Raw genomic sequence first — 14,982 nt, forward strand, 5'->3', positions numbered from 1 at the left:
GGTCATTGTGTCGCAGAGTATTTGGGCCAGCAGGCCCGCAGACCTCTACGGCCGCCGGAAGCGCGACCGGTTCTCGACCGCGGTGTGGGGCCTGGTCGTGCTGCTCAGCGGCTTTTCCGTGGCGAGTCGCTGGAAACCCTCGCGGGTGGCAGCGGTGGAACGTACCTACACCGCGGTGATCACCAAACGCGAACTGATCAGCCCGGACGTGGTCGCGCTGACCTTCGCCGACCCGGACGGCGGTCTGCTTCCGTCGTGGACACCCGGGAGCCATGTCGACGTGCAGCTGCCGTCGGGCCGTCGTCGCCAATACTCGCTCTGCGGACCGCCGGGCCGGCGCGCGGACTATCGAATTGCGGTGCGCCGCATCGCTGATGGCGGTGGTGGCTCGATCGAAATGCACGACGCATTCGCCGTGGGCGACCCGCTGGTGTTCGAGGGACCACGTAACGCGTTCTACCTCGGCGGCGACGAACGCGACGTGCTGTTCGTCATCGGGGGTATCGGTGTGACGCCGATCCTGTCCATGATGCGGGCCGCGCAGCAACGCGGAATGAACTGGCGCGCAGTCTATGCCGGACGCAGCCGGAAATATATGCCGCTGCTGGACGAGGTGCTGTCGCTGGACGCCGAGCGGGTCACAGTCTGGGCCGACGACGAGCGCGGACGACTTGCTACCGCCGACGATCTGCTGATCGACGCGACACCGACCACCGCGGTCTACGTGTGCGGCCCGACCGGGATGCTGGAGTCGGTGCGCATCGCCCGCAATGAACATGCCGACGCACCACTGCATTACGAGCGATTCAGCCCGCCGCCGGTTGTCGACGGCAAGCCCTTCGAGCTCGAGCTCGCGCGTTCACAGCGGCTGCTCGAAATCCCGGCCAATCGCTCGGCGCTCGACGTCATGCTCGACGACAACCCGACGACCGCCTACTCCTGCCGGCAGGGCTTCTGCGGGACCTGCAAGGTCAAGGTGCTCGGCGGGCAGGTCGACTACCGGGGTCGTACCGCCGAATCCGTCGGCGAGATGCTGGTGTGCGTCTCGCGAGCGACGGGTGGACGCGTGGTGATCGACGCCTAGGTGGCCGGCGCCAGGTGCAGTTTGTTGGTCTCCTGGTAGCCCTCGGGGTTGCCACAGGCCGCGACTTTGTTGCTGATCCGCACGTCGCCGTCGAGCGTTGCGGGGTCCCAGGTGTAGTGGAACGCGATCGCGTCACGCACGTCGCCGCCGTCCTCGCAGGTGGCACCGCCCTTGCCGTCCAGCGTCCACCGGCCGTCGACCAGATGCGCGGTTCCGATGTGTTTGACCGTCGCGCATCCGTCGCCGCAGGGGGTGATGTACCAGTCGGCGGGAGGGTTTTGGTGCCCGTCGGGGAAGGTCTCGGTCTCGATGTAGTGGCCGTCGAGCGGATCGGCTGCAGCCACTGGAGCCGTGAGTGCCAGGGCGAGGCCGGCCAACATCGCGCCGGCGGCGAACCCGCGTGTGATCGTCATGATCCGGTTCCTTTCGTCGAGCTGGTCGGTGCGTCCGTTGGTGGGTATCACAGCAGCTTCGCCGTGCGCGTGCGTTTCGTGAACCGCCCGATGAACGCACGGTGACGGACGCGTGCGCAACCGACTGCTTTGCCTGCGCGAGCGTGCGCGAAATGCCGCTCGCTGCAGGTCGTGGAGCTGGGCCCGTCTAGGGTGTTGCCATGCGGGTAGCGGTGCTGGGCTCCAGAGGCAAGGTCGGTGCGACGATGGTGCAGGCGGTGCAGGCCGCCGAGGATCTCACGTTGTCCGCCGAGGTCGACGCCGGTGATGCGCTGAGCCTGTTGACCGACAACAAGACTGAGGTCGTCATCGACTTCACCCACCCCGACGTCGTCATGCCCAATCTCGAGTTCCTGATCGACAACGGCATTCACGCGGTGGTGGGCACCACCGGGTTCACCGAAGAGCGGCTACAGCAGGTGCGGTCGTGGCTGGCGGCCAAGCCCAACGTCTCGGTGCTGATCGCACCCAACTTCGCCATCGGGGCGGTGCTGTCCATGCACTTCGCCAAGCAGGCCGCGCCGTTCTTCGAGTCGGTTGAAGTGATCGAATTGCACCATCCGCAGAAGGCCGATGCCCCGTCCGGCACGGCGGCTCGAACCGCCGCGTTGATCGCCGAGGCGCGAAAAGACCTGCCGCCCAACCCGGATGCCACCAGCACCAGCCTGCCAGGAGCCCGCGGCGCCGACGTCGACGGAGTGCCGGTGCATTCGGTGCGGCTGGCCGGACTCGTCGCGCACCAGGAAGTGTTGTTCGGCACATTGGGGGAGACCCTGACGATCCGGCACGACAGCATCGACCGCACATCGTTCGTGCCCGGCGTCCTGCTGGCGGTTCGTCGGGTCGCCGAACATCCAGGCCTGACAATAGGTATCGAAACGCTGCTCGATCTGCAATGACCCCAACGCGGCGCGGTGTGCCCGTCCAGTTGATGATCGCGCTGATGTGCGCGGCACTGCTGGCCTACATCGTGCTGCTGGGCAGGACCGCGATCCTGATGATCGGCTCCGGTCGTGGCGTCGCGGTTGCCCTGGGCGCTGCATTGCTGATCCTGCCCGCAATCGGGTTGTGGGCGATGGTCGCCACGTTGCGTGCCGGATTCGCCCATCAGAAACTGGCCCGCCTCGCCGCTGAGGACGGGATGGAGCTCGACGTGAGCGCGCTGCCGCGTCGACCGTCGGGTCGCATCGAGCGCGACGCCGCCGACGCGTTATTCGCTGACGTGCGTGCCGAAGTCGAAACCCATCCGGGTGACTGGCGGCGCTGGTACCGGCTGGCCCGGGCTTACGACTACGCGGGAGACCGCAGCCGCGCGCGGGAGGCCATGAAGAAAGCTGTCGAGCTGCAGGAGCGTGAATGACCAGAACGCTGTTGATCGTTCACCACACCCCGTCTCCGGCCACCCGCGAGATTCTCGAGGCGGTGTTGTCGGGGGCCAAGGACCCCGGTATCGACGGCGTGGACGTGACAGCGCGCCCGGCGCTGGCGGCGACGGTATCCGATCTGCTCGATGCGGATGGCTATCTGTTCGGCACCCCGGCGAACCTCGGATACATGTCCGGGGCGCTCAAGCACTTTTTCGACACCGTCTACTACCCGGGGCTGGATCACGTGGCGGGCCGACCGTACGGCCTCTGGGTACACGGCAACAACGACACCGTCGGCGCCGTGTCGTCGATCGAGAAGGTCGTGACGGGGCTGTCGCTGGCCAAAGCCGCTGACGCGCTGGAGATCACCGGTGCGATAGACGCCGGTGTGCGCGAGCGAGCCTATGAGTTGGGTGGGACCCTCGCGGCGACGCTGATGGAGTGATCGCTGTCAGTGCGAGCGCAGGATCGTGACCGCGTTGTCGAACTTCTTGAACGAGTTGAAGGTATCCGCCGGAACACCGAAGATGGCCGACAACACCTGGGGCGGAATCTGACTCAGGGACTCACCGATGCCGATGTTGTCCTTGTCCTCGGCGGCGCTGGAGTTCTGGATGATCAGCACGTCCAGATCCTCGGTGCCGAGGTTCTCGAAGTAGTGCAGCGAACCCTGCGGGGCGAACACCAGGTCGTCGACGCGGGCCTCGAAGCTCTCGTAATTGCCGTTGCCGTCGATCAGGACCCAGTTCGCGACTCCCTTGGTGACCAGGTTGATCTCCCAGGCGCTGGGATGCCAGTGCGGTTCACGAATACCGCCGGGCTGCAACGTGATCAGCTGGATGCTGGCCTCCTGGCCGGTGAGTATCGGGAAGTTCTGTTCGTGCGCCTGCTTCTGCGAGCCACCGTCGTAGGTCGCCGGGTTCAGGGCGCTCAGCTCGAACAGGTGTGATCGTGAGGTGACCGTCTCGGCGGGTATGCGGGGGTTGCCGAAGCGTTCGGCGTCATCAGTCATCGATTTTCCCTACTGCCGTTTCAGGATCAGGATCGCTTTGTCGAACTTCTTGAAGGACTCGAAAGTCTTCTCGGGAACGCCGAAGAGCGCCGACAGCACCCGGGGCGGCAGTTTGCTGATCGACTCGCCGAGGCCGATGTTGTCTTTGGCCTCCGGCGCGCTGGTGTTCTGCACGATCACGATCTTCATGTCGTCCGAACCGCGGTTCTCGAAGTAGTGGAAGGAGCCCTGGGGCGCGAAGACCACGTCGCCGACCTGCTGGTCGAAGTGCTCGTGATTGCCGTTGCCGTCGACGAGGGACCAGCTGGCAACACCTTTGGTGACGATGTTGATCTCCCAGGCGCTGGGATGCCAGTGCGGCTCACGAATTCCGCCGGGCTGCAAGGTCAGCGAGACGATACTGGCCGCTTGACCTTTGAGGATCGGGAAGCTCTCTTCATCCGCCTGCTGGAAGTGCCCGCCGTCGAAGCTGCTGACCGGTGAGGCGCCGAGGTGGAACAGGTGCGAATGCGAGGTGATGGTCTCGGCAGGCAAGCGTGGGTCGCCGAAGCGTGCCGCATCGTCGGCCAGCGACACGTCACTGTCGGTGTGGTGACCGGCGACCAGGTGATCGACACCCACGCCGGCCGCGGCGGCCGCGCCGGCCAGGCCGGCTCCGCCAAGGACTTTGCGACGGTTGATCGACATCCGCTGAAATTACCCCAGCGAACAGACCCGGGCCACCGGTCAGCCTCGTTCAGGTTGCGCCACTCCGGGTCGAGGTGGGACGGCGGTGTCGCGAAGACGGGGGTCGGCACCCGGCCACGAAGTGCTCGTTCCTGCCGTACATGGGGGCCAATCCCGGTGCAATAGCGGCAGCGGCATGATGTGATCGGGATGGATGCCGAATTTGATCAGAGCCGATCCGAACAGGGACCGCAGTCGATGCGTCTGCTGATCGCCAACCGCGGTGAGATCGCGCTCCGAATCATCCGCACCGCAACCGAAATGGAAATCGGCACGGTTGCCGTCTACGCCGAGGACGACGCCGACAGTCCGCATGTGCATGCGGCCGACCAGGCCATCGCGCTGCCGGGCGCGGGACCGGCCGCCTACCTGGACCACGCTGCGATCCTGGCAGCCGCCAAGACGTCCGGCGCGGAACTGGTGCATCCCGGCTACGGGTTCCTCAGCGAGCAGTCCGAGTTTGCCCGGGCCTGCCAGAGCGCGGGGTTGACCTTCGTCGGACCGGACGCCGCCGCGCTGGAGTTGTTCGGCAACAAGTCTTCGGCCCGGCAGGCGGCGGCCGCGGCCGGGGTACCGGTGCTGGCCGCCACCGACGGGCCGAGCAGCGTCGGCGATGTCCATGCGTTCGCGGCCACACAGGGCGGCCCGATCGTGATCAAGGCGCTGTCCGGTGGCGGCGGTCGCGGCATGCGGATCGTCCACAACATCGAGCAGATCGACGACGCCTACCGCCAGTGCGCGGCAGAGGCCGAACTCGGTTTCGGCGACCCGGGGTTGTTCGCCGAAGCGCATCTCGCCGACGCCCGTCACGTCGAGGTCCAGGTCGTCGCCACCCCTGGCCGCGCCCTGGCACTGGGCGACCGCGATTGCAGCATTCAGCGACGTCATCAGAAGCTGATCGAAATCGCACCGGCACAGGGCCTTTCACCGACTCTGCGGCGCGATCTGCACCGAGCCGCGGTCCGGCTGTGCGCGCGGGCCCACTACCGCGGCATCGCCACGGTCGAATTCCTGGTCACCGGTGAACATTTCGTCTTCCTCGAAGTCAACCCGAGGATCCAGGTGGAGCACACGGTGACCGAAGAGGTCACCGGCGTCGACCTGGTGGCCGCACAGCTTCGGATCGCCCAGGGTGCGCCTTTTCATCAGCTGAGGTTGCCGGCCGGGGTGACGGCCGACGGCGACGACGTGGTCGGCGCGCTGGCCGCGGTGCGCGGTATCGCGATTCAGACCCGGGTCAACATGGAGACGATGGACGCCGACGGGACGGTGACGCCGGCGGCGGGCACCCTCGGGGCGTTCTCGCCGCCGAGCGGACCCGGCGTGCGGGTGGACACTTTCGGTCGTACCGGGCTGACTCCCAGCCCGCGATATGACTCGTTGCTGGCCAAGGTGATCACCCGAGTGCGCGGATCCTCGTTCTCCGCCGCGCTGCGCAAGGCGCAGACCGCCCTCGATGAATTCGGTGTCGAAGGCATCCGAACCAACATCAGCTTTCTCCGAGAGATTCTGTCGCACAGTGAAATCCACGCTGGCGCGGTCACCACTGGCTTCGTCGACGACAACCTTTCCGCCCTCGTGGGTGGCGTGCAGACCTGGAACCACGAGCTCCGGCCTACGACACCGGAGCTGTATCCCGGTGAGGAAGTGCTGCGCGCGCAGCTGGCCGGCACGGTGATCGAAATCGTGGCCGAAGGGACCGAACTGGCCGCGGGTGGACAGCTGGCGGTTGTGGAAGCCATGAAGATGCACCATGTGCTGGTCGCTCCGGACGCGTTGCGGGCGGGTCGGATTCTGGCTACGCCCGGTCAGGTGGTCGGTACCGGTGACCCGCTGGTGGTATTCACCCGGACCGGGGACGGCGGCGGGGCCGACCACGTCGCCGCGTTGGACCTGGTCCGAGAGCGTGCCGATCTCGACGAGGTGCGTCGCCGCCACCTGCTCACCCTCGACGAGGGTCGGTCGGCCGCGATCACCAAGCGGCACAACCAGAATCGGCGCAGCGCCCGGGAGAACATCGCCGACCTCGTCGACCCGGGAAGCTTCGTCGAATACGGCGCGCTGGCAGTAGCCGCACAGCGCAGCCGACGCTCGGAGGAAGACCTGATCACCAACACCCCGGCCGACGGCCTGGTCGCCGGGGTCGCGACGATCAGCGGTGCTGAGGTGGCCGTGCTGTCGTACGACTACACCGTCCTCGCCGGTACGCAGGGGATGCGCAATCACGCCAAGACCGATCGGGTCTTCGAGCTGGCCGCGCGCAAGAGGCTGCCCGTTGTGCTGTTCGCCGAGGGCGGCGGAGGGCGCCCCGGGGACACCGACGTCGCGACCATCGCGGGCCTCGACGTGCCGACCTTTCGTGCGCTCGGCGGGTTGAGCGGCCAGGTGCCGCTAATCTCGATCGTCTCCGGTCGCTGCTTCGCGGGCAACGCCGCGCTCGCCGGCACGTGCGACGTGATCATCGCAACGCCGGACGCGAACATCGGTATGGGCGGCCCCGCGATGATCGAAGGTGGGGGGCTCGGACGGTACCGGCCGGAAGACATCGGGCCGATCGATGTGCAGCGGCGCAACGGTGTCGTCGGGCTGGCCGCCAGTGACGAGGCACATGCCGTTGCGCTGGCCAAGCAGTACCTGTCGTATTTTCAAGGCCGACAGGGTGATTGGGAGGCGCCTGATCCGTTGCGGGCCCGACATGTAGTGCCGGAGAACCGGTTACGGGCCTACGACGTCCACCACGCCGTCGAGGCGGTGGCCGACATCGGGTCAATTCTGGAGTTAAGCGCCGACTACGGCGTCGGCATGGTCACCGCGCTGGTACGGGTCGAAGGCGTGCCGTTCGGTTTGGTCGCCAACAGCAGCCACCACCTCGGTGGTGCCATCGATGCCGAGGCCGCCGACAAGTTGGCCGATTTCCTGACGCTGTGCGAATCGGCTGGGCTGCCGGTCATCTCGCTGTGCGACACGCCCGGCTTCATGGTCGGCCCGGACGCCGAGGCCGACGCCACGGTGCGGCGCTTCAGCAAGCTGTTCGTCGTCGGCGCCCGATTGACCGTGCCGTTCGGCATGGTGATCCTGCGCAAAGGCTATGGGCTGGGCGCAATGGCGATGGCGGGGGGGTCTTTTCACGCCCCGCTGTTTACCGTCGCCTGGCCGACCGGCGAGATCGGCGGCATGGGTCTCGAGGGTGCGGTCCGGCTGGGGTTCAGCAAGGAACTGGCCGCCGTCGAGGATCCGACCGAACGACAAGAACTGTTCGACAAGCTGGTCGAGGCCGCGTACCAACATGGGAAGGCGCTGACCTCGGCGACGACGTTCGAACTCGACGACGTGATCGACCCGGCCGATACCCGGGGATGGATTGTCAGACTGCTGTGTAGAGAAGAAGGGAGTCGCTCGTGAAAGTTGCCGACAAGGTCGCCATCGTCACCGGCGGCGGCAACGGTATCGGTGCGGCGCTGGCGGCAAAGCTGGCGCAGCAGGATGCCCGGGTGGTTGTCGCCGACCTGGATGGCGCCGCGGCGCAGGCGGTGGTCGACGGCATCAACGCCGAGCGGCCCGGCGTGGCCGTCGCCTCCGGTGGCGACGTCTCCGACAGCGCACACATCCAGCAGCTGATCGCATTGGCGGACAAAGCCTTCGGACCCGTCGATCTGTATTTCGCGAACGCCGGCATCACCGGGGTGTCCGGCCTCGAGGTGACCGAGGCGCAGTGGGATCAGTCTCTGGACGTGAACCTACGCGCCCATATCCGCGCTGCTCAACTGTTGGTACCGGAGTGGATCGAACGCGGTGGGGGCTATTTCATCAGCACCGCCTCGGCCGCCGGGCTGCTCACCCAACTCGGCTCGGCCACCTACTCGGTGACCAAGCATGCTGCGGTCGGTTTCGCCGAGTGGCTGAACATCACGTTCGGCGACCAGGGCGTGCGGGTCAGCTGTCTGTGCCCGATGGGCGTCAACACCAAATTGCTCTACTCACCGGAGGAGTCCGACGACCCACTGGGCCGGCTCGCGACTCGCGCCGTCACCTCCGCGGGTGAGGTGATCGAGCCGGCGGACGTCGCCGAGATCGTGCTCGCCGCGGTCGACGACGAGCACTTCCTGATTCTGCCGCACCCCGCCGTGCTGGAGATGTACCGGCACAAGGGAGCCGACTACGACCGCTGGCTGCGCGGCATGCGTCGTTACCAACACAGCCTGATGGAGGCGCCATGACCACACCAAACTTCAACGGCCGCACCGCGATCATCACCGGCGGCTCGCGCGGGATAGGGCTGGCCGTCGCGCAACGGCTGGCGCTCAGCGGCGCGAACGTCGTGCTGACGTCCCGCAAACAGGAGAGTGCCGACGCCGCGGCCGAGCAGGTCGGTGGCAACACGATCGGCGTGGCCGCTCACGCGGTCGACGAGGACGCCGCCCGGCACTGCGTCGACCTGACGCTCGACCGGTTCGGCAGCATCGACATTCTGGTCAACAACGCCGGCACCAACCCGGCTTACGGTCCACTGATCGACCAGGACCATGCCCGCTTCTCGAAGACCTTCGACGTGAACCTGTGGGCTCCGCTGCTGTGGACCTCGCTGGCCGCCAAGGCCTGGATGCGTGAACACGGCGGCGCGATCGTCAACACCGCCTCGATCGGAGGCCTGCACCAGGCGCCGAACATGGGCATGTACAACGCGACCAAGGCCGCATTGATCCACGTGACAAAGCAACTGGCACTGGAACTTTCACCAAAGGTGAGAGTGAACGCGATCGCCCCGGGTGTGGTTCGGACCAAGCTGGCCGAGGCGCTGTGGAAAGACCACGAGGATCTGGTGTCGGAAGGTACGGCGCTGGGACGCATCGGTGAACCACCCGACGTGGCGGCGGCGGTGGCATTCCTGGTCTCCGATGAGTCGAGCTGGATCACCGGCGAGACCCTGGTGCTGGACGGCGGCCGGTTACTCGGCGATCCGGCGGGCTTCCGATGAGCGCCGCGGATGTGCGGGCCCGGGTGCGGGCGCTGCTCGAGCAACATGACCCCCAAGGCACCGACCCGCACGAATTCCTCGGCGCGCGCTTCGACGCCGGACTGGCCTGGGTGCATTTTCCCGTCGGCTCGGGTGGCCTGGACCTGTCGCGCAATTTTCAGCCAGAGGTCGAAGAAGAACTGGCCACCGCGGGTGCGCCACCTGGTGGCGGCGGGGCGCGCAACGGCATCGGGATGGGGATGGCCGCGCCGACCATCGCCGCGTTCGGCACCGAAGAGCAGCGCCGAAACTTCTTGCGGCCGTTGTTCACCGGCGAACACATCTACTGTCAACTGTTCAGCGAGCCGGGTGCCGGGTCCGATCTGGCCGGGGTGGCGACTCGTGCGGTGCGCGACGGTGACGGCTGGATTGTCAACGGGCAGAAGGTCTGGACGTCGAGCGCGCAGAACGCGCAGCGGGCGATCCTGGTGGCGCGGACCGATCCGACCGTTCCGAAACACCAAGGCCTGACGTACTTCGTGCTGGACATGACCGATCCGGGTGTGGATGTGCGGCCGCTGCGACAGATCACCGGCGAGGCCGAGTTCAACGAGGTGTTCCTCACCGATGTGCGCGTGCCTGACGCCAATCGCCTGGGTGCCGAGGGCGGCGGCTGGAAGGTCGCCACCACGACGCTGAACAACGAGCGGGTGGCGATCGGCTCGATGGCCGGCGGAACTCGGGAAAGCGGGATCATCGGCAAGGTCACCGAATCCTGGCGCGCTGAACCGGAATTGCGTAACGCCGCGATGCACGACGAGCTGATGCGGCTGTGGGTGGACGCCGAAGTCACTCGCCTGACCGGGCTGCGGCTGCGTCAGCGACTGGCAGTCGGACAGCCCGGTCCCGAGGGCGCCGGGATGAAGGTGACGTTTGCCCGGCTGGCGCAGGCGGTTTCGGGGTTCGAGATCGAACTGCACCCGGAGGAGGGGTTGCGGTACGACGATTGGACGATGCGGCAACCCGACGCGGTCGACTTCATCGGGCGCGAACCCGGATACCGCTACCTACGCGCTAAAGGCAACTCGATCGAAGGTGGTACCTCGGAGATCCTGCGCAACACGATCGCCGAGCGCATTCTCGGTCTTCCGCCGGAACACCGGGTCGACAAGGACGTGGCTTACAAGGATTTGGAACGATGAGCGATCTGCTGTACTCCGACACCGAAGAGGCGTTACGGGACAGCGTTCGGCGGCTATTCGCCGACCGGTGTCCATCCGAGGCCATCACATCGTTGTACGACGCTGCACCACAGGACTTTTCCGGCGTCTGGCGGACACTGACAGCCGACCTCGGCCTGGCCGGGCTCCTGGTTCCCGAGGACCTGGGCGGAGCGGGCGCTACGGCCCGCGAAGCCGCCGTGGTGATGGAGGAGATCGGCCGCGCCGTCGCGCCGGTGCCGTACCTGACCAGCGCGGTGGTGGCCACGGTGGCGCTGCTTCAGTCGGGGGACACCGCGACGGTCAAAGACCTTGCAGCAGGCGCGCTCACCGCCGCGTTGGCGGTGCCGCTGTCCGCCACGCCAGGTGACGCGATCACCGGGGTGAGCCCGGGCATCACCGGCCGAGTCGCCAGCGTCGCCGGCGCCCTCGAGGCCGACTTGCTGCTGGTTCCGGTCGCCGGACCCGACGGCGTGGAGTTGCACACCGTCGCCCGCGATGCGGCAGGGGTGAGGGTGACACCGGTCCTGAGCCTGGACATGACGAGACCACTCGCCGATGTCGAGTTCACCGACGCCGCCTCGACACGTGTCGGCGCGGGATCGGCTGAGGCGGCGATTTCCGCCGCGTTGGAAACTGGTGCGGCGCTGCTTGCTTCGGAGCAACTGGGCATCGCGACGTGGTGCTTCGAGACCACGTTGGCCTATGCCAAGCAGCGCAAGCAATTCGGCCGGGCGATCGGCTCGTATCAGGCCATCAAGCATCGGCTCGCGGATCTGTGGATCGAGGTCAACTCGGCCACAGCGGCGGCCCGCTACGCCGCCGACACCTGCGCTCGTGAGGATGGCGACGCGGCGATCGCTGCGGCGGTCGCGCAGGCCTATTGCAGCGGCACCGCCGTGCACGCCGCCGAGGAGTGCGTCCAATTGCACGGTGGCCTGGGCATGACGTGGGAGTATCCCGCGCATCTGTATCTGAAGCGGGCCAAGAGCGATCAGTTGGCGTTCGGCACCGCGTATCGCCACCGCGCCCGGTTGGCCGGGTTGGTGGATCTTCCGGCGTCGTAGGGGATAAGGCATGGACACGCGTATTTTGGGCGGCAATCTCGAGGTTTCGGCCATTGGCTTGGGCTGCATGGGAATGAGTCGCGGCTTCGGCCCATCAGGATCCAGGGCCGACATGATCGCGGTGCTGCGCGGCGCGGTGGAGCGTGGTGTCACGTTCTTCGACACCGCAGAAGCCTACGGAGACAACGAAGAACTGGTCGGCGAGGCGCTGGCTCCGTTTGTCGGTCAGGTGGTGATCGCGACCAAGTTCGGTTTCGCCTTCGGAGCCGACGGCAATATCGCCGGGCTGAACAGCCGGCCCGAGCACATCAGAGAGGTGACCGAAAACTCCTTGCGTCGACTGGGAGTGGAGACGATCGACCTGCTCTACCAGCACCGAGTCGACCCCGATGTCCCGATTGAGGAAGTCGCCGGGACGGTCAGGGAGTTGATCGACAGCGGAAAGGTGAAGCACTTCGGGTTGTCGGAGGCGTCCGCGCAGAACATTCGTCGGGCCCACGCCGTGCAGCCCGTGACGGCGTTGCAGAGCGAGTATTCGTTGTGGTGGCGTGAGCCGGAGAGCCCGGAGACCGGCGTGCTGTCGACGCTGTCCGAACTGGGCATCGGCTTCGTTCCCTACAGCCCGCTCGGCAGGGGCTTTCTCACCGGAAGCATCAGCGAGAGCACACAATTCGACAGCGCCGACATCCGAAACAGCATTCCGCGTTTCGCCAGTGACGCCCGCGAAGCCAATCGCGCCGTCGTCGATCTGCTGCAGACGATCGCCGACCGCAAGGGCGCGACGCCCGGGCAGATCGCGCTGGCCTGGCTGCTTGCTCAGCAACCCTGGATCGCGCCGATCCCCGGCACGCGGCGCCTGGAGCGTCTGGAGGAGAACCTCGGATCGGCCGATATCGAGCTGAGCGACGACGATCTCCGCGAGATCGACGCTGCCTCGGCAGGCATCGAGGTACAGGGTGCGCGCTATCCGGAGTTCATGCAGAAACTGATCGGGCGCTGACCTGACGGGCGATCTCGCCGTAACGCTCGAAGCGGTCGGGATCGCCGACGGCGTTGTAGAGCACCAGCCGGGTTGCCGTCCCGGCGTATTTCTCGATCAGCTTGTCGGCCAATGTATCCCACGTCGACTCAGTGGCGAATACGGCGATGTGATCATCGCTGACCTGGGCGGCCATCCCGGCGAAATCGCCGGCTTTCTGTTTTTCCCGGATCCGGGCGGTGGTGCCATCGAACCCGGCTTCGTCCCAGATGAATGCGTAGTTGGGGGTGCTGCCGTAGAAGGCCATGCTGGCGCGAACCGATTCGCGTTGCGTGTCGCGCTCCTCGTCGGTGTCTCCGACAATCGTCATGACCGGGACGATGACGGCGATGTCCGACGGTGACCGGCCCTGATTATGCGCTCCCTCCGCGACTTTCGGCATCACGTGACGGGCGATGTAGCCGGGCTCTCCGATCGGATGGACGTGCACCCCGTCGGCTACCTCGCCGGCCATCCGCAGCATCCACGGGTTCACCGCGGCGATGTCGACTTTGGGGTCGGGCGCATCGATCGGGCCCGCACTCCACTGCGGGGTGATGAAGTCCAGGTCGTAGAACTCGCCGTGGTGGTCGAGATTGCCGGACCGAAATGCCGCGAAGCACGCCTTGACCGACAGCAGGTAGTCACGTAGCCGCGGACCCGGCCGCTCGAATTCCGCGCCGTAGCGCCGAACGACGTGGGTGCGCACCTGCGTGCCCAGGCCGAGCCGGAAGTTGCCGCCCGTCGCCTCCTGGATTTCCCACGCAGCGGCCGCGGTGACGAAGGGGCTTCGGGGAAACGCCACCGCGACCCCGGTCGACAGTTCGAGACCCGGTGCGGCCTGGGAGGCGACCGCGGCATTCAGGTAGGCGGTGCGGCCCGTCTCGGTGAACAGCAATCCGGAGAAGCCGACGGCCTGGGTTCGCCTGGCCAGGTCACCGATCTCACCGAGCGGCTGCGGGACCGTCATCGCATCGACGTGCATGGCGGATCAGTATGCGCGCTCTCGCTCAGCCGCGTGCCGCGGTGCGGAATCTTTCGCGATAAGCCTTTGGCGAGACGCCGAGTTGGTCGACGAACACCCGCCGAAGACTCTCGGTGCTGCCGAATCCCGCCACCCGCGCGGTGTCGGCGACGCTGTGGCCGGCATCGAGCGCGGCACGCGCGGCGTCGATGCGCACGGTTTCGACGTAGCGGGCCGGTGTCGTCCCGAGCTCGGACTGAAACAACCGAGTCAGTTGCCGCGTACTCAGTGACGCCAGTGCGGCAAGACTGTTCACGCTGTGGTCGGCCGCGGGAGAGGCTGAGATGGCATCGGTCACTTTGCGCAGCGGGGACTGCGGCGGGACGGCGGACTCGACCAGTACCGAGAATTGCGACTGGCCACCCGCTCGCTTGAGATAGACGACCAACCACCGGGCGACGGAGCGGACCAGTTCGACGCCGTAGTCCATCTCGACCATCGCCAGGGCCAGGTCGATGCCCGCTGAGATCCCGGCCGAGGTGTAGACGTCACCGTCGCGGACAAAGATCGCGTCCGGTTCGACCGTCACGTCGGGGAACGCCCGCGCGAACAAGGGGACGTCATGCCAGTGGGTGGTGGCGCGCCGGCCATCGAGAAGCCCGGCCTGGGCCAGGATGAACGATCCGGTGCAGATCGAGGCAAGCCGTCGAGTTCTTCCGGCGATGGCTGTGACCGCCTCGACGAGCTCCGGATCGATGGGCCGTCGCGGCAGGTTGTCGCTGCCGGTCACCATCACGGTGTCGGCCGCCTCGATCGACCCGATTGCTGATGTGACGCCCAATCGCGTCCCAATCGATGTGGTGACGTCACGACCACCGACCGATGCGAACACCAGCCGATAGTCAGCGCCGAATCGATTGGCTTCGGCGAAGACCTCACCCGCTCCAGCCACATCGAGCATCGTCACGTCGTCGAACACGACGATGACCACCACGCGCGACTGCGCTTCGGATTCAGCCACCGACTCATTGTGTCGCAATTCGTGGGAAAGACGGCTGTCAGGACTAGGGCGCGCTGACCACAGGCCGTCCCACAATGAGTCCACCAGACGAAAGGAA

The 14,982-nt window shown here is 66.6% G+C and carries 14 protein-coding genes and 1 pseudogene; 10 read left to right on the top strand and 5 right to left on the bottom strand.

The features are described 5' to 3' along the window. The first annotated feature begins 7 nt into the window (after positions 1-7). Entirely contained in the window at positions 8-1,084 is a 1,077-nt protein-coding gene (locus CYU59_RS14810; RefSeq protein ID WP_292990860.1) for a PDR/VanB family oxidoreductase, read from the top strand. Here CYU59_RS14810 and CYU59_RS14815 read toward each other — a convergent pair. Continuing rightward, entirely contained in the window at positions 1,081-1,497 is a 417-nt protein-coding gene (locus tag CYU59_RS14815; RefSeq protein WP_292990862.1) for a hypothetical protein, read from the bottom strand. The two genes, CYU59_RS14810 and CYU59_RS14815, sit on opposite strands and share 4 nt — an antisense overlap. A 200-nt stretch (positions 1,498-1,697) precedes the next feature. On the opposite strand from CYU59_RS14815, the gene dapB reads away from it, so the two are divergent. Genes dapB through CYU59_RS14830 form a run of 3 tightly spaced genes read left to right on the top strand, consistent with a single transcriptional unit; the run spans position 1,698 to position 3,348 of the window. Beyond that, the gene (gene dapB / locus CYU59_RS14820; RefSeq protein ID WP_292990865.1) at positions 1,698-2,435 is read left to right on the top strand and encodes a 4-hydroxy-tetrahydrodipicolinate reductase; all 738 of its coding nucleotides are present in this window, start codon (positions 1,698-1,700) and stop codon (positions 2,433-2,435) included. Continuing rightward, positions 2,432-2,896: a hypothetical protein gene (locus CYU59_RS14825; RefSeq protein ID WP_292990867.1), complete on the top strand. Its 465-nt coding sequence runs from the start codon at positions 2,432-2,434 to the stop codon at positions 2,894-2,896. Before dapB ends, CYU59_RS14825 begins: the two co-directional genes overlap by 4 nt. Continuing rightward, positions 2,893-3,348, top strand: coding sequence for an NAD(P)H-dependent oxidoreductase (locus CYU59_RS14830; protein ID WP_292990869.1), 456 nt, complete (start codon positions 2,893-2,895; stop codon positions 3,346-3,348). The genes CYU59_RS14825 and CYU59_RS14830 overlap by 4 nt, the downstream gene beginning before the upstream one ends. Before the next feature lie 6 nt (positions 3,349-3,354). On the opposite strand, the pseudogene CYU59_RS14835 reads toward CYU59_RS14830, so the two are convergent. Then, positions 3,355-3,918 (bottom strand): annotated as a pseudogene (locus CYU59_RS14835) (cupin domain-containing protein); the annotation flags it as partial. Positions 3,919-3,924: 6 nt separating this feature from the next. After that, entirely contained in the window at positions 3,925-4,602 is a 678-nt protein-coding gene (locus CYU59_RS14840; protein WP_292990874.1) for a cupin domain-containing protein, read from the bottom strand. A 237-nt stretch (positions 4,603-4,839) separates the two neighbouring features. Between CYU59_RS14840 and CYU59_RS14845 the strand changes: the two genes are divergently transcribed. Genes CYU59_RS14845 through CYU59_RS14870 form a run of 6 tightly spaced genes read left to right on the top strand, consistent with a single transcriptional unit; the run spans position 4,840 to position 12,882 of the window. Next, positions 4,840-8,043, top strand: a complete 3,204-nt coding sequence (locus CYU59_RS14845; RefSeq protein WP_292991033.1) for a carboxyl transferase domain-containing protein — start codon at positions 4,840-4,842, stop codon at positions 8,041-8,043. Then, on the top strand, positions 8,040-8,858 hold the full coding sequence (locus CYU59_RS14850; protein WP_292990876.1) for an SDR family NAD(P)-dependent oxidoreductase: 819 nt from the start codon (positions 8,040-8,042) through the stop codon (positions 8,856-8,858). Before CYU59_RS14845 ends, CYU59_RS14850 begins: the two co-directional genes overlap by 4 nt. Beyond that, on the top strand, positions 8,855-9,616 hold the full coding sequence (locus CYU59_RS14855) for an SDR family oxidoreductase (RefSeq protein WP_292990878.1): 762 nt from the start codon (positions 8,855-8,857) through the stop codon (positions 9,614-9,616). The genes CYU59_RS14850 and CYU59_RS14855 overlap by 4 nt, the downstream gene beginning before the upstream one ends. Beyond that, entirely contained in the window at positions 9,613-10,797 is a 1,185-nt protein-coding gene (locus tag CYU59_RS14860) for an acyl-CoA dehydrogenase family protein (protein WP_292990881.1), read from the top strand. The genes CYU59_RS14855 and CYU59_RS14860 overlap by 4 nt, the downstream gene beginning before the upstream one ends. Next, positions 10,794-11,882 (top strand): acyl-CoA dehydrogenase family protein, encoded by a 1,089-nt coding sequence (locus CYU59_RS14865; RefSeq protein ID WP_292990884.1) that lies wholly within the window; start codon positions 10,794-10,796, stop codon positions 11,880-11,882. The genes CYU59_RS14860 and CYU59_RS14865 overlap by 4 nt, the downstream gene beginning before the upstream one ends. 10 nt (positions 11,883-11,892) lie before the next feature. Further along, the gene (locus tag CYU59_RS14870) at positions 11,893-12,882 is read left to right on the top strand and encodes an aldo/keto reductase (protein WP_292990887.1); all 990 of its coding nucleotides are present in this window, start codon (positions 11,893-11,895) and stop codon (positions 12,880-12,882) included. Here CYU59_RS14870 and CYU59_RS14875 read toward each other — a convergent pair. Next, positions 12,857-13,885, bottom strand: coding sequence for a TIGR03617 family F420-dependent LLM class oxidoreductase (locus tag CYU59_RS14875; RefSeq protein ID WP_292990889.1), 1,029 nt, complete (start codon positions 13,883-13,885; stop codon positions 12,857-12,859). The two genes, CYU59_RS14870 and CYU59_RS14875, sit on opposite strands and share 26 nt — an antisense overlap. 25 nt (positions 13,886-13,910) lie before the next feature. After that, positions 13,911-14,885 carry a GlxA family transcriptional regulator gene (locus tag CYU59_RS14880; RefSeq protein WP_292990891.1) on the bottom strand — a complete coding sequence of 325 codons (975 nt, stop codon included), beginning with the start codon at positions 14,883-14,885 and terminating at the stop codon, positions 13,911-13,913. Positions 14,886-14,982 lie beyond the last annotated feature (97 nt).

It is taken from the genome of Mycobacterium sp. (genome assembly GCF_002863225.1).
GTDB lineage: Bacteria > Actinomycetota > Actinomycetes > Mycobacteriales > Mycobacteriaceae > Mycobacterium.